Below are 20,509 nucleotides of genomic sequence, written 5' to 3' on the forward strand. Positions count from 1 at the left end.
CATCAGATAAAAAACAGTCAAAAAAGAATAAAGAGATTCGGGTTAGAGAATTCCGGATATCTCCGGTGATCCCTGAGGTTCTCCCGTTTCTCCAGACATAAGCCGGATTATGTTTCAGCTGCCTTTAAGGCGGCTGCAATCGCGGCTCTTGCTGCAGACTTTCCCTTTGATCTTTTCATACGGAACAGTTCTTCACGTTCCATTTCGTCGAGCCGCATCTTGATAAAGTTGCGGGCATCGATCAACTCCGGAATCACCTTGTATTCCAGGGCATTCACACGGCGCTTTGTACTTTCGATCTCGTCTAAGAGGCGCTTCATAGTCGTCTCAAGTTCGGCGGAGAGAATGATACACTCCACTAACTCCTCGAATGCGTCAGCAGCCTCATCGATCGCGGCGGACGTTCCAAGAACGCCGTAACCGCGGTTTGTGAGAGACTTCTTAACACTCTGGGCCTCGATCTTGGGTACAACAACTCCCATAATGTTCTTGCTTTTGAGGTTGATCACCGGGTTTTCAGATGCTGAAAACGCCGCTGATTTCACTCCGATACTTCCATCCACAGTTTCTGCGATTGCAATCATTTTCTGTGCACGTTCGTATTTTTCGGCAAGTTGATTTTTGAGATCTTTAGCTTCCGCTAATACCTTGAAGAATTCAAGGATAAGTCCGTCGCGCTTCATTTTCAGAAGCTTATGTCCCCGCTCCGAGAGTTTGATACGCTTTTTAAGGGCGATCAGCTCGGATCTGGTAGGCTTCACGTTCAGCGCCATGACTTAATCACTTCCTGTAGTTCGAGTGGTACTTCTTGATCAGGTCACGGTCGATACGCTTCTCAAGTTCGCTCTCCGGGAGCTGGGTGAACATACCCCATCCGACATCGAGTGTCTGGGCAATGGTTCTGTCCTCGTCAGATCCCTGACGAACGAACTTATTCTCGAATGCATCGGCGAACTCTAAGAATTTCTGGTCGCGCTCTGAGAGTGCGTCTTTTCCGACAATGGCCACTAGGCCGCGGAGATCGACACCTTCTGCGTAACCGGAATACATCATATCAGAGACCTTCTTGTGATCGTCACGGGTCATGCCTTTACCGATACCGAGGTTCATCAGACGTGACAGAGACGGCAGAACGTTAATTGGCGGGTAGATACCTTTACGGTGTAACTCCGGGGAAATAACGATCTGTCCTTCCGTAATATATCCGGTAAGATCGGGGATCGGGTGGGTGATATCATCACCGGGCATCGTCAGGATCGGAATCTGGGTAACAGATCCTTTCAGACCTTTGATGATACCTGCACGCTCGTAGAGAGATGCAAGATCGGTATACATGTAACCTGGATATCCACGGCGACCCGGAACTTCTTCGCGGGCTGCTCCGATCTGACGAAGTGCTTCACAGTAGTTCGTCATATCGGTCAGGATAACCAGCACGTGGTAACCAAGCTCGTATGCAAGGTACTCTGCGGTGGTGAGTGCAAGACGCGGGGTGACCGTACGCTCGACAGCGGGGTCATCTGCAAGGTTCAGGAAAACGACTGCACGCTCAAGTGCACCGGTCCTCTCGAAGTCTGCCATGAAGTAGTTTGCTTCTTCACGGGTGATACCCATTGCAGCAAATACTACAGCGAACTCGTCGGTGGATCCGGGAACTTTTGCCTGACGGGCGATCTGCAGAGCGATCTCGTTGTGCGGTAAACCGGCAGACGAGAAGATCGGCAGTTTCTGACCACGAACAAGGGTGTTCGTTCCGTCGATGGTGGAGATACCGGTCTGAATGAAATCTCTCGGTGTTCCACGTGCATACGGATTGATTGCTGCTCCGTTGATGTCAAGACGTTTGTCGGGGATGATAGCTGGTCCGCCGTCGATGGGTTTTCCACCGCCGGAAAGGATACGTCCGAGCATGGTCTTTGAGACCGGCATCTTGAACGTTTCACCAAGGAAACGGACACCGGTATCACGACCAAGACCGGTCGTGCTCTCATAACACTGAACAACGACTAAATCGTCGGAGGTATCAAGAACCTGACCACGTTTCATCGTGCCGTCGGCAAGAACAAGGCTGACCTGCTCTTCGTAGCTGACTGGTTCTGTCTTCTGAACAAAGAGCAGAGGTCCGGCAACTTTAGAGACTGTCTTATATTCTTTCATGTTTATGCCCTCAGTGCCTTGAATTCAGCTTCCATGCCTGCGTAGATCTTGTCGAGGACCGGTTTGTAGTCCTTAGTGAACTTGACCTGCGGCATTTCGTTCTTTGATTTGATCGTAAGGATCTGTGACGGCGGGACGCCGGCAGCCTGTGCGGCATATGCAAGGTCCGCATAGGTTCTGATCATCTTGAACATATCAAGCTGTTTCGGCAGATCGCAGTAGGTGTCGACCGGGTCGAAACCGTTCTGCTGAAGGAACAGTTCACGAATCATTCTGGCGACTTCGATAGTGATCTGCTCGGTTTCCGGTAATGCATCGGATCCGACCAGCTGCACAATCTCGAGCAGTTCGGCTTCCTTCTGGAGAACTTCCATGAACCAGCCACGGAGTTTGTTCCATTCGGGTGAGACCTTCTCGTCGTAGTAATCATTCAGCTGAGCCATGTACAAGGAGTACGACTGCAGCCAGTTGATTGCCGGGAAGTGCCGGCGGCGGGAGAGGTTTGCATCAAGTGCCCAGAAGACTTTGACGATACGAAGTGTGTTCTGCGTAACCGGTTCGGAGAAATCTCCACCGGCAGGGGACACTGCACCGATAACGGAAACAGAGCCTGATCCTCCTGCGAGGGGCTGGACAAGTCCTGCACGCTCGTAGAATTCGGAGAGTCTGGACGACAGGTATGCCGGGTATCCTTCTTCTCCGGGCATCTCTTCAAGACGGGAACAGATTTCACGCATTGCTTCTGCCCACCGGGAGGTGGAATCTGCCATTAATGCAACGTCGTAGCCCATATCACGGAAGTACTCTGCAAGAGTAATACCGGTGTATACGGATGCTTCACGGGCTGCCACAGGCATGTTGGAAGTGTTTGCGATGAGAATCGTTCTCTCCATAAGGGAGTTTCCGGTTTTCGGGTCCTGGAGTTCAGGGAACTCAGTCAGAACTTCGGTCATTTCGTTACCGCGTTCACCGCAGCCGATGTAGACCACGATCTCAGCGTCGGACCATTTTGCCAGCTGCTGCTGGGTAACGGTTTTTCCGGATCCGAATGGTCCGGGGATTGCTGCAGTTCCGCCTTTTGCGATCGGGAAGAGTCCGTCAAGGATTCTCTGTCCGGTCAGGAGAGGGATGCTCGGGCTGTGTTTTTCCACGTAAGGACGCGGGACACGGACCGGCCATTTCTGCATCATGGGGAAGGATTCGCCGGAGTCGAGTTCAATGACGATCTCATCAACGGTGAAATCTCCTGCATTGATCTTGGTGACCTTGCCGCCCTTTGCGAGTGGCGGTGCCATGACCTTGTGCACGATACTGCGGGTTTCCTGAACTTCACCGATGATCTGACCGGGAGCTACTGTGTCCCCGACATGGACGACCGGTTTGAAGGTCCATTTCTTCTCGTGATCCAGTCCTGGTGCGGTAACACCGCGTGCAATGAAGTTACCCATCTTCTGGATGAGCACTTCGAGCGGACGCTGGATACCGTCGTAGATACTGGTCAAGAGACCCGGGCCAAGCTCGACTGCGAGCGAAAGACCGGTGTTTGTGACGGGTTCACCCGGGCGAATGCCCGTGGTAGATTCATAGACCTGAATAACGGTGTCTGCACCGTCGATCTTGATGACCTCTCCCATCAGTTCCTCGTTTCCGACCTTGACGACATCATACATATGTGCATCAAGATTAACTGCAGTGACGACTGGTCCTGCAATTCTTTTGAGTATTCCTGGCTTGCTATTTACTTCCACAAATCAACACCCACCGAACGTTTTATACGCTCCCTCAGGGAGAGACCTGCCTCCTGCCCACCGATCGTCACGATGGTCGGTTTGACAGAATTTTCAATGATTACCTGCAGGCGACGCGGGATCTGGTCAAGGTCCGTGCTTTGCAGCACAAGTATTCCGACATTTGCATCATCAAGTACCTTTGTAATGGTCTCGGCAAGTTTTTCGGGATTTTCGGCAGAGTAGGTCTTTTTGATACCAGCGAGCTGGAACCCTAAGACGAACTCCTTCTTTCCAATTACTGCGATTTCCATTTACATCACCAGGTACTTTTCGAGAATCTCTGCACTAAGGCCTGCTTCTTTTCCACGGGCAATGGCACGGAGATTGGATACTTCGTACTTCTTTCTTTCGAGATACACCAGAAGCGGCGAGATTGAGAACGGATTCCGTTTCGAAACTTTATCCATCTGATTGAGCTGTGCTGCAATCAGGGCGCTTTCGATCGAATAAATCGGTTTCTTTTCACGCATTGATTCAAGTGCATCAAGGAGCACGGTGACTTTGATCTTCTTTTTCAGCGAATCGACGACTTCATCGGTGCTTTCAACACTGCTGAGTCTTTCGAGCTCTTCAGGTTTGAAGGAACCGCCGGGGATCCAGATGTTCTGCTGGGCTGCGTTGTCGCCGCCCTGTGCACGCATTCTGAAAACACTGGTGATGTTTTTGATGTCGATTTCGAACATGACATATTTCAGGAACGGACGTCCGCCCTTCATTCCGCCACGTGCTGCTTTGATCAGCGTTGCATAATAGTACTTGTACAACTCGTTTTCGAGTTTCCCAAATGAATGGGTCTCGAGTGCTTCGCTGAGTCCTTCGCTGAGGATCGCGGAAAGCTGCTTTATCGGCAGCTGTTCGACGATACGGTCAACTGACGACTCGGCGACAAGCCGGTCCAGTGTTGGTGCATCGAGTGCACCGGCCGGGACAAGTACTGCACGGATCTTCCCATCGGAAAATCCGAGTTCTTTACCTCGCAGGATACTCAGAATGTTCTGTATATCCCACTTGTGCAGGTAATCACGGGTAAATCCTTTCATCTCTCCGGGAGCCAGAGCGATAACGCGCTGATACTCCTTTGCAAGGTTCCAGGACATGGCGTTTTCAATGAGATCCACACCTTTAAAGGATGCAGAGAGTTCATCGATTTCGCGTTTATACTCCAATTCCTCGATGAGTCTTGTGAACTCAGGGAGACCCATGTTCAGCATGCGAAGATATTCTTCCCGGGGGATGAGCTTCGCTTTGCGGACCCGCATGCGGGTTGAGACATAGATATAGGGAGCAATTCCGCTCATTACCTCAGTCATTGTTTACCTCATCCGAACAATATCTCCGATGCATTTTTCAGACTTGATTCCCAGACTTCACCCATAAAGGTCTGGTATGAGAAGTCAAGTGTGAGCTGACCATCGGTACTTTGTACAACGACACCGCCTGCGATGTCGGTGATTCCTCCAAACGTAAATCCGCTCAGGGTTTTTAAACTGCTTAATGCCTCTTTTGCAGATTTTTCGTCGCGTGCGTTTGTGAAAACGACACCGACTTTGATCTGCTTGGCAGACTCTTTTAAGAGTTCGCGTACAGCTTTTGCATGTACGTCTGCCGGAAGATTAGCGATTTCCTCGGCGGCACTGCTGTAGACCTTGTCAAGAAGTTCCTTTTGTGCGTTTAAGAAATCACGTTTCACGACCAAATTGGCGCTGGCGACTTCACGGATCATCATCCGTTCGGTCTGGATATCAGCGTCTTTTTCGGCGGCGAGACGGATCTCGTTTGCACGGAGGTTTGCTTCGTTGACGATCTCTTTAGCTTGTGCCTCAGCTGCGGCTTTTAAGCCGGCAGCTTCGCGGTCACCCTTTGCTTTGATTTCGTCTACTACTACCTCAAGTCCCATATCAGACTGCTCCGCTTAGACGAAGATCAAGAGCAGTGCGATAACGAGACCGAAGATAACGACGGTTTCCGGAAGAACGGTGAAGAGTAATGCAAGACCGAACATTCCACGGTCTTCTGCGGTTGCGCCGACTGCGGCTGCTCCGATACCCATTTCACCGATACCGGTACCGACACCGGCGAGACCTACTGCGAGACCTGCACCGATTGCGGTGTATCCAGATGCCAATGCTGTTGCTGCTTCTACTGTCATAGATTCGATTGCCATTTTTTTATTCCTCAGAGAATTTTCGTTTAAGTCCAAAGGGCTTGTATATGATTCCTCCGCCCTGGTAGAATTTGGTAAAGAATTCGACATAGTGTAAACGAATCGGGTGTATAGCCCCACCAAGAATACCAAGAGCGACGTTGAGTGCGTGACCTAATATGAGAATTATGACACCCACGATAATCAATAGTACACCAACAACATCGAGGTTCATCGTGGCCGGAGTGATGAATAAATCAAAGGCCATGAAGTTAACCACCATTGCGATCGCCACGGATGAAAGACCAACTGCAGCAAGACGGCAGAAGGACAGCATGTGGGAAAGCGTGTTTGTTGGGAGTTCCATCAGGTCAAGTGGGTTCTCTAATGCGACGAACACACAACCAACGATGATCATAATTGCACCTATTATTCCAGCAATGGTCGGGATTCCGACGAAAGTGGGAAGGGCAAAGGGGAACTGGCAGTATTCGTTTAAGTCAACCACACTGAAGATAAGTACCAGGATGCCCCACAGGATTAAGTTCCAGCCAAACTGGGCCAGGATTGCTTTTGTCCGGTGGCTTCCTGGGTGATCCATTCTGTAGTGGTTGATCATTCCGAAGAAACGGCCAACACTGATGTAAATTACACCAAGAATAACTGATATTATCAGCAGTTCGATGACTTGGGGCATCGCATGTTCCATGCCGGCACCTATTGGAAGGTGGCGGGAGAAAATGATCGAGTGCCAGGGGAGACTCATTCCAAAGACTTCACTATAGAGAAGTCCGAAGATGCTCGTTGAAATAGCTGCTCCAAGAATAATGATGAAGGCTTTCATACCCATTTCGCCCATCTTCAGTAAAGTCTTACGAAGGACGAGGGCAAGAACCAGGTATAAAAGACCGTATCCCAGATCTCCGACAATGAATCCAAAGAGTAAGGGGAACATGATCGCAAGGATGATGGTCGGGTCCAGCTCTTTGTATTTTGGACGGGAGTACAGGTCCATAAATAATTCTGCGGGCTTTGCAAATGATGGATTGTTATATTCCACCGGGATCGCTGTATCCTCAACTTCTGAGGAGTCAACGACTACATAAACGCGTTCACCAGTTGCCTGGTTAAGTGCCGCGGTGACTTTCTCCACTGTGTCGGCCGGGATCCAGCCGTCAATGACGAATGCTTCGTCAGTGGTTGCAAATCGAAGCGGTGCTTCGGCACGTTCCACATCGCATGACAGTACTTCGTCGCAAGCGGCGAGTAAGTCTGCGTATTTTGCTTTGAGTTCAACGATCTTCGCGGTACAGTCTTCACGGACCTGTGTCTCTTTGTTCAGTTCGACAGTGTATTTCTCCACTGCAGCCTGAACGGTGCCGGATTCATCCGGCAGGGAAACACTCTGGAAACCTGTATCGGCCAGTTGTTTTTCAACGTCTGCGGCATTTTTGCTCTCAACAAAGACGACTATGAAGTTTCCGTCTTTTCCTGCCTGATAATGTTTTTCATGCGGGACAGAGATGTCAAGGTCATGTTCTATGGACCCTGCAAAAACCGTCAGATTCTCGTAACCCCGGTAGAGATCTAGCTCAAGGGGCACGAGGGAAAATGGTTTAAGTTCGTTGATACGCAGTTCACATTCCCTGATACGGGACTCTGCATTCGATCGCTTTACCGTGAGACTGCTCACTTCTTCATCGATTTTCGGAAGTTCGCTATCTATTGCTGCTCGAATCGTTTCTGCAGGACGTTTCTGGACTGTGCTTTGCGTAGCTGGGGCAGTCTGGAATACGCTCTCAATTGAACGTATTTTCAGCAGGTCATTCGAGAGATCGCCGGCGTTTCCAAAAGGAACGCCGATCTTAACTCCTTCAAAACCTTCTTTACCCTGTTCTACAAAATCGGTGATGTGGAAAATCTGGTGACGATATAATTCGGTCACAACTGACGCCATTTGCTCTTTGCTCGCGGCAATTAACAAATGGGTCATCGGTCTAGGCTGAAACATGCAGTTTCTCCTTGAACCGCTCTACGAATAGCGAAGTTGCCTGCGGGAGCTTTTTGCTTCCTGCGTTGATCAGGTTATCGGCGTCTGCCTTCCCCTGAGTAACGATAGCGGCATGCTTTGCTGTTGATACATTCCGTGCATCTAAAAGTCTCTGCTTTTTGTAATCCTCGGCAATGGTAACTGCCTTGGCAATCAGGTTGTCAGCTTCGAGTTTTGCGTTTGCAAGTGTCTGCTCGGCGGCACTCTCTGCTGCAGTGATTGTGGATTTACTTTTTGCTTCGGTTTCTTTAATGCTTTTCAGAACCTCAGTTTTCATCCAACCCTCCTCTCACGGCATATATTATTTGGTAACGTATATGTTTATACTTACGTTATTTACCTCGCGCTTCCCTCTGTTTCCCCTCTCATATACGGAGAGCAGACACGTACATCAGAAAAAAAGGACGACCGGTTTCATGAAAGGGTTTTGGGTTTTCCTTTGTGGAAACAATATCTACAAATAGATTGCCCTCCGAAAGTTTACTATGAATACACCGGGGAGAAAAACCGTTTCAGTTTTGATTTTAGCTCTTTTAGTTGTTGCATCCATTCTGACGGCCGGGTGTGTGGGTCTGGTGAATCCGACCCCGAATGAGATAATGATCCGCGGGAATGTCATCTCGGTCGACCCGACGTATGTCGACGGGGCGTTTATCTGGAAGCTTCTGCTGGATCCAAACGGCTATGAGCCGGAGATGATCGCTGCAGTGGACGGATATCTGATTCCGGCAAATCCGGTTATCGAGCTTGGGGCGGGTATCGGAGCACTTACGGCATACATGAACGATAAGCTGACGATGTCGGTGAATCAGGTGTCGGTCGAGCCGAATCCCTATCTGATTCCGTCGTTAGAGAATACAAAACAGGCAAACAGTCTTGGCGTGACGTTTGTGCAGAAGGCGATCGGGTATGGGTCGGATACGGTCGCGATCTCGGTGACTTCTGATATCACGAACAACCGTATCGTACGGTCGGACGGCGTGCTCGTAAAATCCGTGGATGTGGAGACGACCACTGTTAAGAAGCTTGCTGAAAATGCGGGTTTTTCATCGAATATAACGCTCGTGATGAATATTGTCGGGTATGAGCATTCCGTTGTTCAGTATGAGGCTTTGTTCCTGAATCAGAATGTGAGCACAGTGATCGCGGCTGTGTATACCGACGGGAAGAACACGCCGGATTCGTTTTCGGAAAAGATGAAGCTGATCGGGTTTACGGAAAAGAGCCGGCAGGCTACGGTCGATAACGGATATATGGTGATGGTGTTCACGAAATAAAAAAAGGGTGGGGGTTACCCCACGACCATATTATTTTCTTCGGCAATTTCGATAAACGAATCTGCCAGATATTCTGCCTGTGCAGTTGTCAGTCCATAGGTGTTGAACTTCCACTGTTTGGTGACACCCGGCATTATGCCGGTGATCCCCCGTTTGTTTAAGGCACTCGAGAGGAAGAAGCCGCGTTTTTTATGGGTTTGTGCGACTATGTCGAATGATCCCGCTGTGTCCATTCGGGTAAGGGTGTGTTTTCTCGGATATTCCGAGGCAACTTTTGTTCCTTCGATGGAAAGCAAGGCGTCGGTAACGATCTTGTGGTTTTTCAGTTCCTCGTCGAAGTGGTTGACCCGCTCTTTCACCCGCGGGAATGAGGCGATCAGACTGACTGCCGGGTCGCCCATGAGCGAACAACCGAGGATCCCGACCTGTTTGATGCCGAATTTTCTTCCGGTCAGATTACCCTGGATCTTGGTTGTGCGAAGCACGATCTCTGCATACTCATCGGTGGTCGCAAGGACGCCGGACGGGGCGGGTGCCGCCATACTTTTGTGCCCGGATCCGACGACGAAATCGACGCCGAGTTTTTTGCCGTTTACCGGCAGGACCCCGACGGTGTAAACTCCATTGTAGAGGATCGGGATATCATACTGGTGAGCTACTTTTGCAATGTTTTCGACTTCATGCATGTTTCCATACATAAAATCGACCGCATCGACAAATACCAGTTTAGGGGCATATCCGAATTCGCGTATGGCGTTTTCGATCGATTCCGCAGCTGCGTCGGCGGTGATGTGGTGATCGGGGGTCGGTTTGATTTCCCGGACGACGCCGTTCACGACCTCGACGGATAAATACGCAGTGTAATGCCCCATCCCGGTCATGATGACCGGCTCGCCTTTTCCGACGAGTGCTCCGGTCACCTCCTGGAATGCCCGCCGTGCTCCCGGAACGAGTTGGATCTGGTCCATGCCGAGCCATGCGGCTGCTTCGGTGTGGAAGTCCGCGATCGGCGGTTTAGTTACATAGTCCAGGCGGAAGGGTTTATGACAGTTGTCACAGACGGAGTAGCCGTCTCCCCATGCGATGACGGCTTTCATCGCCTCCGGGGTGAGTCTGCCGGCTGCCTGGATCGGATCAAGGTTGATCGAGGATTCTTCAACAGCACGTGTCTCTATCTGCCCGGCGCATTTCATAGAAGTTCACCTTCGAGGATCTCAAGTTGTTTTCTGATGTTTTCGACGGTTTTTTTCGTGCGTTCCTTCTGTTCATCGTTGAGATGATGCAAAGGTGAGGTCTCCCGCAGGGTGACCCGTATGTCGGTCAAATTAAAGAGACCGGTGAATACTGCATCTATCGCTTTTTGTGACATTTTTCATGGAGTATCTGCATTTTTCCCCGCACAGATACGATGCGGTTTTTTCAGAAGGGATAAGCCAGGTGCCTGAATTGAACAGGCGTAGAACTGCTCTGCAGGCAGTCGCGTTACCACTCCGCCAACCTGGCATTTCTACAATTCACAGTGTGATGTTCACAGTGTGAATAATACATATGCGGTTTTTGTATTTAAAATTATCGGGAATTCTGCCGGGCAAAAAGTGTTTTTCGGAGCATCGCGACCGATTTCCGGGCCGCACGCGTAGGGGTCCCCTTGTCGGTCTTTATGATAATTTACATATTCTAAAAAAAAAGAAACGACGCACCGGTCGGGATTTGAACCCGAGTCATAGGCTCCGGAGGCCCATAGGATATCCTGACTACCCTATCGATGCAACTGCGATAGATTGAACGCCTTAGTATATTGCACTTGAGAGTATTTATACCTGGGGTGAAAGGATCGTTTTCAGATCATCAACACTCGTAGCAATGATATCCGCCCCCGCGTTTTCCAGCTCCTCTTTTGTGCCGTAGCCGAACAATACGCCGATCGAATCGATGCTAGCGTATTTCGCGCCGAGCATGTCGTGCATCCTGTCCCCGATCATGACAGTGTGTTCGAGATCGGTTATGCTGCAGCGGCCCAGAACCGAGAGGATGATCTCGCCTTTGTACGTTATCGTGTTGGCCAGATCGCTGCCGGCAATGCAGGTAAAATATTTCGCGATCCCGAAGTGTTCGAGCACGGTCTCTGCAAACTGCTCGACCTTTGCTGTTGCGACCATCAGGGTTTTGCCGTTCTCTTTAAGGGACTTCAGCAGGTCTTCGATCCCCGGAAAGACGCTGTTTTCGATGATGCCTTTTTCCCGGTAGTATTCGCGGTAATAGTCGACGGCGATCTTCGCTTCATCGCGGGAAAGACCGTAGAACTCCTGAAATGATTCGATGAGGGGCGGCCCGATGAACTTGAGCAGCTCGCTCCTGTCCGGTACCGGGATGCCGTATTTTTCGAGCGCATAGATGACGGAGTTGGTTATGCCGAGGGCGGGGTCGGTGAGTGTTCCGTCCAGATCAAAAATAATATTGGTGTAGGTTTTCATACCCGGGATCGTTATTTTTTCTGTTGATACTGATGCCAGATCCTGCATGCTCCTTCGTGGGAGACCATGCACGGACCGACGGGGACCCGCGGGGTGCAGGCTTTGCCGAAGAGTTTGCAGTCCGAGGGGTCGGCGAGACCTCGAAGGACCCGATCACAGATGCAGCCGTCCTTTTTGGTGATCTTTTCATAGACCAGGTCGAACTTTTTCTGGGCATCGAATGCTTCGAACTCGGGCTTCAAAACAAGACCCGAATCAGGAATGACCGGGAACCCGCGCCACTCGACGTCGGAGGGAGTGAACACGTCTTTCATCAGTTTCTGCGCTTTGACGTTTCCTTCGTAGGTCACGACGCGGGGGTAGGCGTTTTCGACTTTTGCCTCGCCGTTTTTGATCTGCTCGGCAAGCATCAGAAGGCTGAGGAGGATGTCTTCGGGTTCGAATCCGGCGACGACCTGCGGGGCTTTGAACTGTTCATATTCATGGTATCCCATGACGGCGCAGACATGGCCCGGGAGAATGAATCCGTGGAGGTCTGCTTCGCCCTGTTCCATGAGCCATTTCATTGCGGGAGGGACGAGCCTGTGAGAGACGAGGATGCTGATGTTCTCGGGCGGATTCGTGATGAGGGTCGCGGCGACGGTCGGGACGGTGGTTTCGAATCCAACAGAGATGAAGACGACTTCCTTTTCCGGGTTCTGGCGTGCGATCTCGACAGCTTTCGTTATCCCCTGGACGATGCGGACGTCGCCTTTGACGTGTTCGAGGGAGGTCTTGGATCCGGGGACCCGAAGGAGGTCTCCGTAGGTGCAGACGATGCAGCCCCGCTCGGCAAGTTCGCATGCAGCATCTATCTCTCCCTGAGGGGTGATGCAGACCGGGCAGCCGGGTCCCATCACGATCTTCATTTGGGGAGGAAGGACGGATCGTACGCCGTATTTTGCGATGGCGGCTTCATGGGTGCCGCAGACGTGCATGATCCTGATGTCTGTATCCACTACCTCGGAGAGTTTTTTTGCAATATCCGTGCCGAGCGTCATATGTATGTATATTGCACGTCACTCCACATAATCACACCTCTTTTTACTGAGAGAGGCGGGATGTCCGCTGGGGCGGCCTCAGCTGAGGCGGATCGACGGCTCAGCCGGCGATCTTAGCCGAGCAAGGCTTTGCCTTGCGACCAAGTCGCTAGACTTGCGAGTGGGGGGAGGAGCCCGACGCGGTGAGGAATCCTGTTCTTTAATCAATAGATGGGGGAGCTATTTTCCATTCGCCTGTAACTCTTTTATTTTCTGGATGAGTTGTTGTTTGAGATCGTTATCATCATCCCACCGGATGGTATTTCTCTGGGCAATATCAAAATGGAGAGGATCTATTTCTTTATCGTACCATGATCTTTTGCATGTCTGGATAACAGGGATTTCAAGCCCGTCTGCGTATCCGGTTTCGTAATATACGCCGTGATTTCTGTATGTTAAGTCTGAGATGACAAAACGTGCATTTAGAATTCCCTCTCTAATCGTCTGCGGGATCCAGCCGTCACCGGCTTTTTCATTGACCGTGAATGCTTTCAGTTTACCGCATTTCCGACAGGCGGGTTTGATTGCATTTTCTAATGCCGAGTCGAGATCAGGACTGTTAAATTTCATTGCAACAAAGACGTTTTTATTAGTGATGTTGAGTTTCCGTATGTTTCGTTCCAGGTGTTTTCTGAGATTTGGATGAATGAGAATTTCAGCAAGGTATGTTCCGGTGAAATCCGTTTTATCATCTATGATGACCTCTATAAACTGAGTTCCGCGGACCATCGTATATCTGAAATCAGCTCCTTCAATATAGGAATGATTGAATCTGGCACCATCCAAACGTGCCAAATAGAAAACTGCGTCTTCAAGTTTTGAGGAAAGGAAATCAGCTCCATCCAGACGTGCCAAATTAAAATTCGCTCTTTCAAGATTAGAATTATTGAATATAGCACCTTTCAGTTGTGCGTTATAAAACTCTGTATCCTGAAGATATGCATCGGATAAATTAGCGTCCGTAAGATCTGCATTATTAAATTCGGTGTTCTCGAGATGTGCATGAGAGAAATGGGTGCCCTTGAGATGTGCTTCCAGAAATTTGGAGCCCTGAAGATGTGCATTACGGAAAAAGGCTCCCTCAAGATTTGAATACATGAAATTAGCTTTCTCAATAAGTGCCTCGCTAAAATCAGTTCCGATGAGAGTTGCGTTAGAAAGATTAGCTCCTGAAAGATCTGCCTTAAAGAACGTAGCTCTCTCAATATGGACCTGATAAAAATGGGCGCCCTTGAGATGTGCAAATAAGAATTTTGCTTCGTCAAGACATCCATTGATGAAACAGGTTCCTTCAAGATGTGCACCCCTAAAATCAGCGTCCTCAAGATGTGCACCCGTAAAATCAGTACCCTCAAGATGTGCACCAATAAAATTGGCTCCATCTTGAATTACATTGGTAAAATCTCGATATGTAAAATCTGGTCGTATAATATCAGAATCACGATCAAACAATTTCCCAATTTTTTCTGGATCATATTCCTTATCTGGAAAAATCCTCACCCATTCAGATCTCAGATATTCCTCATACCCCTGATTCCACTCATCTATCCTTTTATTTTTAGCACACTCGATCAAAAAATCAAAACTCAGCTTATCATACAGTTCTTTCTTCGACCCATCCGGTCTTTCATCCACATCCACCATAATATCATAGAATAGTCCTTCCCTCATGATTATTATACCTCAGAACCTGCTCAAGATGAGAATGGAATATCGGCAGAGTGAGACTTTAAATGAGACCATAAATGAGACTATAAATGAATGTCGCGATTATTCGTGGTGGGATTTCTCATGCATCCACACCCGGAAAACATCCTTTTCTGTATGGATTCCCCGTGAAAAAAGAAGAGTCTATGGACTCAGATTCTGGAACATGATCGCCATTCTGGTGACTAAAGCTGCGAGAATCGTATATCCAAAAATTACCTGAATAAAGATAATGAATACGGGAAAAAGCGAAAGGGTCGTTAGATCGATGCCCAATATGCCAAAGGGAACCAGGGTCGTCTGCATGTACGCTAAGAGGAGGTCATTTCCAGAGGAAAGGATCGTTCCGTGCAGGAGATCTGCATCACGAAGTGCGAGATAGAACATCGTGAAGATAAAATTCGAAAACAAAAAGGTAAACACAATATCACGGGTACTACTGCCATAATCGGAAATTTTCCAGAATACTTTCGCCGGTATCACGAGCATTTTATTATCTTTATACCATTCTTCCCAGCGAATCTCACGGATGTTTCGTTCGAGCTGTGTTCTAAGTCCCGGAACAATGCGGGCTGATGAGAGAGACGTTCCGGTGAAATCGGTTTTTTTATCTATGGTGTTGTTGGTAAACAGAGTATCCCCGTTCACTGTGGCCATAATGAATTTTCCTCCCTGAAGATATGCACCTGAGAAATCGGCGCCATCAAGATGCGCAGTTGTGAAATAAGTTCCATTTAGATGGGCATTCCAGAAATAAGCTCCTTCAAGATGGGTATTTATGAAACTAGCTCTATCCAAATTTGAAAATAAAAAACAGGTACCATCAAGATGCGCAGTTTTGAAATCGATTTCCTCAAGATTTGAATGTAATAAACGGGCTCTTTCTAGATGCGCATATGAGAAATTAGCTCCTTTAAAATTTGCACAGGATAAATTGGCTCCTTCAAGATGTATCCCTGAGAAATTGGCTCTCTCCAGAATTGCATTTTTCAAATTTTTATTTGGAAAATCAAGTCTTACAAAATCAGAACCATTATCAAACAATTTTCCCTTATTTTTCGGATCATATTCCTCATTCGGAAATAACCTCTGCCATTCTGATTTCAGATATTTCTCATACTCCTGATTCCATTCTCCAATCTTGTTATTCTGAGCACACTCAACAAGATATTCAAAACTCAGCTTATCATACAGTTCTTTATTCCACCCATCCGGTCTTTCATCCACATCCACCATAATATCATAGATTAGTCCCTCCCTCATGATTATTATACCTCAGAACCTGCTCAAGATGAAAACAGGAATCGGGAGAGTGTGGACACATGAGATATCCCACCGCGAATAATCGCGAATCTCCGCGAATCGCATTTTTCCTGTTCCGCCCTCTTGACCTTCGGTCGCGTCACTACGCTCCGCCTAATCGGCTCCGCGTGGTCGTGACGGCGGAACGAAAAATGCTGGAAAACCCGCGTCGCGGGTTTTCTCTTCATCAGAGATATCTTTTTATTACCTGAAAATAGAAGAGGAATTCATGGATACTGGTGTGGATAATCTTGATATTCTCTATCCGGAAGAGGTTCGAAAAATTATCGGCTGTGCGATGACCGTGTACAATACGCTCGGGATCGGCTTTCTGGAGGGCGTGTATCATGACGCTTTGGAGGTGGAACTCGGTTTGCAGGGCATTCCTTTTGAACACAAGAAACACCTGGATGTATTCTACAAAGGAGTGAAACTCCCCGGTTTCTTTGAGGCAGATATTGTCTGCTATGGAAAAATCATCCTTGAATTAAAAGCGATATCCCGATTGACTGAAATTGATGACGCACAACTGATCAACTATCTGAAAGCTACCGGAATCCAGGTGGGTATTCTGATGAACTTTGGGAAGAAAGGCAAACTCGACTGGAAACGGTTTGTCTACACGAACGATCTTTACTTCAAAAAGGAGAATGTACCATAATAAACAGAAGAAAACCCGCGACGCGGGTTTTCCAGCATTTTCCACGCTGGCGTTCCGGCCACGCGGAGCCGATTAGGCGCAGCGTAGGAACGCGGCCGAGGAGTGAAACGACGAGGTCAAGAAGACAGCGTAAGGAAAATGCGATTCGCGGAGATTCGCGATTATTCGCGGTGGGAATTCTCATGTTTCCACACTTATCCCGTACACGAAAACGAAGTACACCCAAAAAAACGAAACCCAACTTACCCGCAGTTGATGACCTCATCCTCGGTCACTACATAATCCATCCGGGCATCGTACTCCTCCGTCGGAATACATTCCGCCTCCTGACAGGCATACGCCATCCCGATCCGGGGGATAGCCGGATTCGCTTCAAAAAAGCGGTCATAGTATCCCGCACCGTAGCCGAGCCGGTGCCCTTTTCGGTCGAAACCGACCATCGGCACGAGGACCGCGTCGATCGAGGATGCCGGGGCGGGTCGTTCTTTCGTCAGGGGTTCCGGGACCTTGAATGTGCCCGGTTCCAGCTGATCCATCGACGTGAGATACGAGAGCCGGAGCGTATGGGTCTCCTTCTCGATGATCGGGACGAGCACGGTCTTTCCTTCTTCCAGAAGGCAGTTGATGATCACCATCGACTCGACCTCCGGATCCTTCGCCACGTAGGCAAGGATCGTCTGATAGGGTTTCAGGAGTTCCTGCAGCCGGCAGGTGATATAGTATCCCTTCTCCCGCCGGTCGCCTAAAGACAGAGCTTCGCGTCGTTCCTTAAGTATAGTGCGAAGCTCTGCTTTTGTGGTCATTTCCTGTTCGTTTTCCGCACGCGGACGGCAACGCCGCGGTTCGAGCGTTTCATCTCGTCCGCGCCCATCGTGGTTTTGCCGGTCGCCTGATAGCCTTCGCCGCCGACGAACACCTCGTCGCCTTCACGGATATTCGGGTCGCAGTCGGCGATTCCCGGCGCAAGGATATCTCCCTGCGGGACGAAGCCGTCCGAGATCCAGACCCGGTATCCGTTGATGTGCTTCCAGCCTTCGTGGGTCGGGCGGAGCAGACCCGTCTCCGGGTCGATCGAGAAGAGCTGGGTCTTCTTATCGTAGATCTTCTGGTTCGGGTACCGGCCTTTCGGGAGCCAGCCTTTCGTGTCGACGAGTTCGCCGAACTGCCAGAGAAGCGTGCCGCGGATCGGATCCGTCCGGCGTTTTCTGCTTGCGCGAAGCGTGTCGTTCAGGGCACGGAGCGAGTCCTGGGAGAGCGGTTTATCGTCATTACAGGTGAACTCGAGTTCCACGCCGGCAGCCTGTGCGGCGGTCTTCGCGACCTCTTTTGCCCCGCCTTCCAGATGGCAGATGACTCTGTCATACCGGTGCTTCGTGAGGTAGGCGGTAAGGTATTCGACCAGGATCGCGGACTCTTCCTTGTCCCAGTATCCGGTCACCGGCACATCATAGTGGCCTGCCGGATAGATGAGTTCGAGTTCGCGGGGGACGACGCCTAAGGGCGAGGTCACGATCACTTCATGGGCACGGCCGTCAACCACGCGGGAGAACAGCTGATGGGATCTCGAGAGCGAGTAGGGTTTTCGTGCGGCGCACGGAAGAAGGACGCAGACATCGGTTCTTGATGGAACGAACCGGTTGATGACCCTGTCTTCGAAGAAAGCGATCTCGGCACGGGTCATCGACTCGGAGGAGTTTGCGAGGAACCGGGAGGAGCGGACGACCGGAAGGTTTGTGGCAAAGCCCGGTCTCCTGTCGACGTGTCTGAGAAGAGAGACCTGCTCGGCGTGGAGTCTGCAGCGCATCTCCATGAATTCGCGGAGCTGACCCTGTTCGATCCAGACCCTCGCAAGAGCGATCTCCTTTTCGAGAGCAAGACGGTTGTGGAGTTTCAGGTCGCCGGCTTTGCAGCCCGGGCAGTCGCAGATGCCTTTTTCCATATAGGAGGCATCGAACTCGCCTTCGGGCGTGCAGAACTTTTTCTGCACGGTCGCAAGATCGACCGCGGTGTAGTCGAAGAGGTCGAAGCCGAGATAGATCAGCGAAGCTGCGTTCGAGGGAAGACCGCATGCGGGGGCATAGCGTGCGGCGTCCGGGGGACAGACCGCGAGCAGTTTTTCCATGTAGTCCGCATGGCGGCGTGCGTCGGAGATGACCGTGTTCCAGTTGCTGAACAGGAGCACGCTTCCCTCGACTGACTCGCTCTGCGGGTGAACGGCGGTCGGCTCTTCGCCTGCGACGAAGTATTTTTCAAACTCGGATTTGCCCGCGGACGGCGGGAGGTTTGAAAACCCGCGTTCTTTGAGCGAGGGGAAGATCGATTCGGTATCGAGCACCGCGGGCGTGCTGATGTTTTCCTCGTCGGAGAGTTTCAGGTTCCCGATCCGGGCGTTTCCGTCGCGTTTTCGTGCATCGAACAGACTCATGTGATGACCTCGGCAGCGGGGAACTCGGTTCTGAAAAGTTCCGCCCATTTCTCGGTCGTAGAGATGGTGACTTTGGTGTCGGGGTTTGTGGCGAGCAGTCCTTTGAGGCCCTTGATCCCGTACTTCATCATCTCTTCGTCCCATGCGGGAACTTCGGCGGGTCCTGCGGGGAAGGTCTCGGCAAGTTCGTAGGGCAGGGGGCCGAACGGGGGCTTGAACTCGATGACCTCTTCATAGATCCGCGGTACTGGTCCGCCGGCTGCAATGAGGGAGACGTCCGCGAGTTTCACGCGGGGGATCATCTCATGGTAGTTTGCGACCTCGGTCCGGCGGCAGGATTCGCTGCCCCGGTAGAAGAACCGGCGTTTGCTGGCTCTGTCGAGGTGTTCGATCTCGTCGACCCGTTCGAGGAGTCTCCGGTAACCGTCGAGCAGTTTCGGGTGTCCTCTGCAGCGTTCGTCGACGAGTTCCCAGAGTGTTCCGTCCTGGATGGCGGCACGGATCCTCGAGATCTCGGCCATGGTGACGGCGAGGTTGTGGTAGGCGAGGAGCTTTTGTTTGTCTGGGGATTTTTTCAGCTCTTCGACGGTATGACTGCGGCAGACGGGGCAGGCGCACGGCAGTTCGCTCATCTCGTCGAGTTTGAGCGTTCCGTAGGTGGTGATATAGCGTCCTTCTTTTGCGTAAAGCGCGTAGGCGGCTGAGTCGAAGACATCGCATCCGAGCGCTGCGGCGAGGGCGAACATGGAGGGGTGGCCGGCACCGAAGAGGTGGACACATGCCCCGGGGTTGAGTCCCTTTTTCGCGGCGATGATGACGTCGACGAGTTCGCGGTATCGGTAGCTTTCCATGAGGGGGACGACGGCGCCGATCGGGCAGTAGGCAAAGCCCATGTCCGAGACGGTTTTCCCGGCATATTCACGGAGGTCTTCAAAGACGGCTCCCTGGACAGGACCTGAAAGGGGGGCGTCGGGACCGAAGATCTCTTTTGCCTCTTTCATTCTGGCGTTCGTGATCTCCATCTGGGCGATGACCTCTTCCCTGTCGGTGTCGGGGTGGGTGGGGATATCGAGCGGGACCCAGATGTCGCTGCCGATGTCTCTTTGGAAGGAGAGGGTCTGTTCATTCGTGATATCAACACTGCCGTAGACGGACATCTGGAAGGATCCGGAGTCGGTCATGATCAGGCCGTCGAAGTCGAGGACTTCGTGGAGACCTTTTTTGAGGGCGGGCGCTCTGAAATCTTCGCTTTTGGAGAAGATGTAGGCGTTTGTGATGATGCCTTCGACGCCCATCTTTTTCATTTCGGAGGGCGGGATTATCTGAAGGTGAGGGTTGACGACCGGGAGGAGTGCGGGGGTTTTTATGACTTTGTCGCCGGCTTTGAGTTTGCCGACGCGGCCTGCTATGTCTTTATGGATGACTTCGAATGTTATTGCCATGG

The 20,509-nt window shown here is 50.6% G+C and carries 20 protein-coding genes and 2 tRNA genes; 2 read left to right on the forward strand and 20 right to left on the reverse strand.

What is annotated here, in order from left to right:
- Nucleotides 1–107: 107 nt before the first annotated feature.
- The 9 genes from Q7J08_RS00955 to Q7J08_RS00995 are packed head-to-tail and all read right to left on the reverse strand — an operon-like array spanning nucleotide 108 to nucleotide 8,417.
- A complete protein-coding gene (locus tag Q7J08_RS00955; RefSeq protein WP_304909820.1) occupies nucleotides 108–773 on the reverse strand; it encodes a V-type ATP synthase subunit D in 666 nt (221 codons plus the stop codon).
- A 7-nt stretch (nucleotides 774–780) separates the two neighbouring features.
- Nucleotides 781–2,157, reverse strand: coding sequence for a V-type ATP synthase subunit B (locus Q7J08_RS00960; RefSeq protein ID WP_304909821.1), 1,377 nt, complete (start codon nucleotides 2,155–2,157; stop codon nucleotides 781–783).
- A 2-nt stretch (nucleotides 2,158–2,159) separates the two neighbouring features.
- The gene (locus Q7J08_RS00965) at nucleotides 2,160–3,905 is read right to left on the reverse strand and encodes a V-type ATP synthase subunit A (RefSeq protein ID WP_304909822.1); all 1,746 of its coding nucleotides are present in this window, start codon (nucleotides 3,903–3,905) and stop codon (nucleotides 2,160–2,162) included.
- Nucleotides 3,896–4,198, reverse strand: coding sequence for a V-type ATP synthase subunit F (locus tag Q7J08_RS00970; protein WP_304909823.1), 303 nt, complete (start codon nucleotides 4,196–4,198; stop codon nucleotides 3,896–3,898). The genes Q7J08_RS00965 and Q7J08_RS00970 overlap by 10 nt, the downstream gene beginning before the upstream one ends.
- Nucleotides 4,199–5,257 carry a V-type ATP synthase subunit C gene (locus Q7J08_RS00975; protein WP_304909824.1) on the reverse strand — a complete coding sequence of 353 codons (1,059 nt, stop codon included), beginning with the start codon at nucleotides 5,255–5,257 and terminating at the stop codon, nucleotides 4,199–4,201.
- An 8-nt stretch (nucleotides 5,258–5,265) separates the two neighbouring features.
- Nucleotides 5,266–5,844 (reverse strand): V-type ATP synthase subunit E family protein, encoded by a 579-nt coding sequence (locus Q7J08_RS00980; RefSeq protein WP_304909825.1) that lies wholly within the window; start codon nucleotides 5,842–5,844, stop codon nucleotides 5,266–5,268.
- A gap of 15 nt (nucleotides 5,845–5,859) precedes the next feature.
- Nucleotides 5,860–6,111 carry a hypothetical protein gene (locus Q7J08_RS00985; protein WP_011833590.1) on the reverse strand — a complete coding sequence of 84 codons (252 nt, stop codon included), beginning with the start codon at nucleotides 6,109–6,111 and terminating at the stop codon, nucleotides 5,860–5,862.
- A 4-nt stretch (nucleotides 6,112–6,115) separates the two neighbouring features.
- Nucleotides 6,116–8,101, reverse strand: a complete 1,986-nt coding sequence (locus Q7J08_RS00990; protein WP_304909826.1) for a V-type ATP synthase subunit I — start codon at nucleotides 8,099–8,101, stop codon at nucleotides 6,116–6,118.
- On the reverse strand, nucleotides 8,088–8,417 hold the full coding sequence (locus Q7J08_RS00995) for an ATPase (RefSeq protein ID WP_304909827.1): 330 nt from the start codon (nucleotides 8,415–8,417) through the stop codon (nucleotides 8,088–8,090). The genes Q7J08_RS00990 and Q7J08_RS00995 overlap by 14 nt, the downstream gene beginning before the upstream one ends.
- 208 nt (nucleotides 8,418–8,625) lie before the next feature.
- On the opposite strand from Q7J08_RS00995, the gene Q7J08_RS01000 reads away from it, so the two are divergent.
- The gene (locus Q7J08_RS01000) at nucleotides 8,626–9,417 is read left to right on the forward strand and encodes an FkbM family methyltransferase (RefSeq protein ID WP_304909828.1); all 792 of its coding nucleotides are present in this window, start codon (nucleotides 8,626–8,628) and stop codon (nucleotides 9,415–9,417) included.
- Nucleotides 9,418–9,431: 14 nt separating this feature from the next.
- Here Q7J08_RS01000 and Q7J08_RS01005 read toward each other — a convergent pair whose 3' ends face one another.
- The 8 genes from Q7J08_RS01005 to Q7J08_RS01040 form a co-directional block, all read right to left on the reverse strand.
- Complete coding sequence (locus Q7J08_RS01005) at nucleotides 9,432–10,610, reverse strand: aminotransferase class V-fold PLP-dependent enzyme (RefSeq protein WP_304909829.1); 1,179 nt, start codon at nucleotides 10,608–10,610, stop codon at nucleotides 9,432–9,434.
- On the reverse strand, nucleotides 10,607–10,786 hold the full coding sequence (locus tag Q7J08_RS01010) for a hypothetical protein (RefSeq protein ID WP_167816318.1): 180 nt from the start codon (nucleotides 10,784–10,786) through the stop codon (nucleotides 10,607–10,609). The genes Q7J08_RS01005 and Q7J08_RS01010 overlap by 4 nt, the downstream gene beginning before the upstream one ends.
- Before the next feature lie 62 nt (nucleotides 10,787–10,848).
- Nucleotides 10,849–10,920 (reverse strand) — tRNA-Cys (locus Q7J08_RS01015).
- A gap of 192 nt (nucleotides 10,921–11,112) precedes the next feature.
- Nucleotides 11,113–11,186, reverse strand: a tRNA-Arg gene (locus tag Q7J08_RS01020).
- Nucleotides 11,187–11,231: 45 nt separating this feature from the next.
- Nucleotides 11,232–11,939, reverse strand: coding sequence for an HAD family hydrolase (locus tag Q7J08_RS01025; protein WP_304909830.1), 708 nt, complete (start codon nucleotides 11,937–11,939; stop codon nucleotides 11,232–11,234).
- The gene (hypD, locus tag Q7J08_RS01030) at nucleotides 11,903–12,931 is read right to left on the reverse strand and encodes a hydrogenase formation protein HypD (RefSeq protein ID WP_304909831.1); all 1,029 of its coding nucleotides are present in this window, start codon (nucleotides 12,929–12,931) and stop codon (nucleotides 11,903–11,905) included. Before hypD ends, Q7J08_RS01025 begins: the two co-directional genes overlap by 37 nt.
- A 219-nt stretch (nucleotides 12,932–13,150) precedes the next feature.
- Nucleotides 13,151–14,641, reverse strand: coding sequence for a pentapeptide repeat-containing protein (locus Q7J08_RS01035; RefSeq protein ID WP_304909832.1), 1,491 nt, complete (start codon nucleotides 14,639–14,641; stop codon nucleotides 13,151–13,153).
- Nucleotides 14,642–14,821: 180 nt separating this feature from the next.
- Complete coding sequence (locus tag Q7J08_RS01040; RefSeq protein ID WP_304909833.1) at nucleotides 14,822–15,940, reverse strand: pentapeptide repeat-containing protein; 1,119 nt, start codon at nucleotides 15,938–15,940, stop codon at nucleotides 14,822–14,824.
- A 268-nt stretch (nucleotides 15,941–16,208) separates the two neighbouring features.
- Here Q7J08_RS01040 and Q7J08_RS01045 point away from each other — a divergent pair, with 268 nt between their 5' ends.
- Nucleotides 16,209–16,640 carry a GxxExxY protein gene (locus Q7J08_RS01045; protein ID WP_304909834.1) on the forward strand — a complete coding sequence of 144 codons (432 nt, stop codon included), beginning with the start codon at nucleotides 16,209–16,211 and terminating at the stop codon, nucleotides 16,638–16,640.
- A 242-nt stretch (nucleotides 16,641–16,882) separates the two neighbouring features.
- Here the strand turns inward: Q7J08_RS01045 and Q7J08_RS01050 are convergent, their stop codons facing one another.
- The 3 genes from Q7J08_RS01050 to tgtA are packed head-to-tail and all read right to left on the reverse strand — an operon-like array spanning nucleotide 16,883 to nucleotide 20,507.
- Nucleotides 16,883–17,443, reverse strand: a complete 561-nt coding sequence (locus Q7J08_RS01050) for a 5-formyltetrahydrofolate cyclo-ligase (protein WP_304909835.1) — start codon at nucleotides 17,441–17,443, stop codon at nucleotides 16,883–16,885.
- Nucleotides 17,440–19,065, reverse strand: coding sequence for an archaeosine synthase subunit alpha (arcS, locus tag Q7J08_RS01055; RefSeq protein WP_304909836.1), 1,626 nt, complete (start codon nucleotides 19,063–19,065; stop codon nucleotides 17,440–17,442). The genes Q7J08_RS01050 and arcS overlap by 4 nt, the downstream gene beginning before the upstream one ends.
- Nucleotides 19,062–20,507 carry a tRNA guanosine(15) transglycosylase TgtA gene (gene tgtA / locus Q7J08_RS01060; protein WP_304909837.1) on the reverse strand — a complete coding sequence of 482 codons (1,446 nt, stop codon included), beginning with the start codon at nucleotides 20,505–20,507 and terminating at the stop codon, nucleotides 19,062–19,064. The genes arcS and tgtA overlap by 4 nt, the downstream gene beginning before the upstream one ends.
- Nucleotides 20,508–20,509 lie beyond the last annotated feature (2 nt).

It is taken from the genome of Methanocorpusculum sp. (genome assembly GCF_030655665.1).
In the GTDB taxonomy this organism is placed as follows: Archaea; Halobacteriota; Methanomicrobia; order Methanomicrobiales; family Methanocorpusculaceae; genus Methanocorpusculum.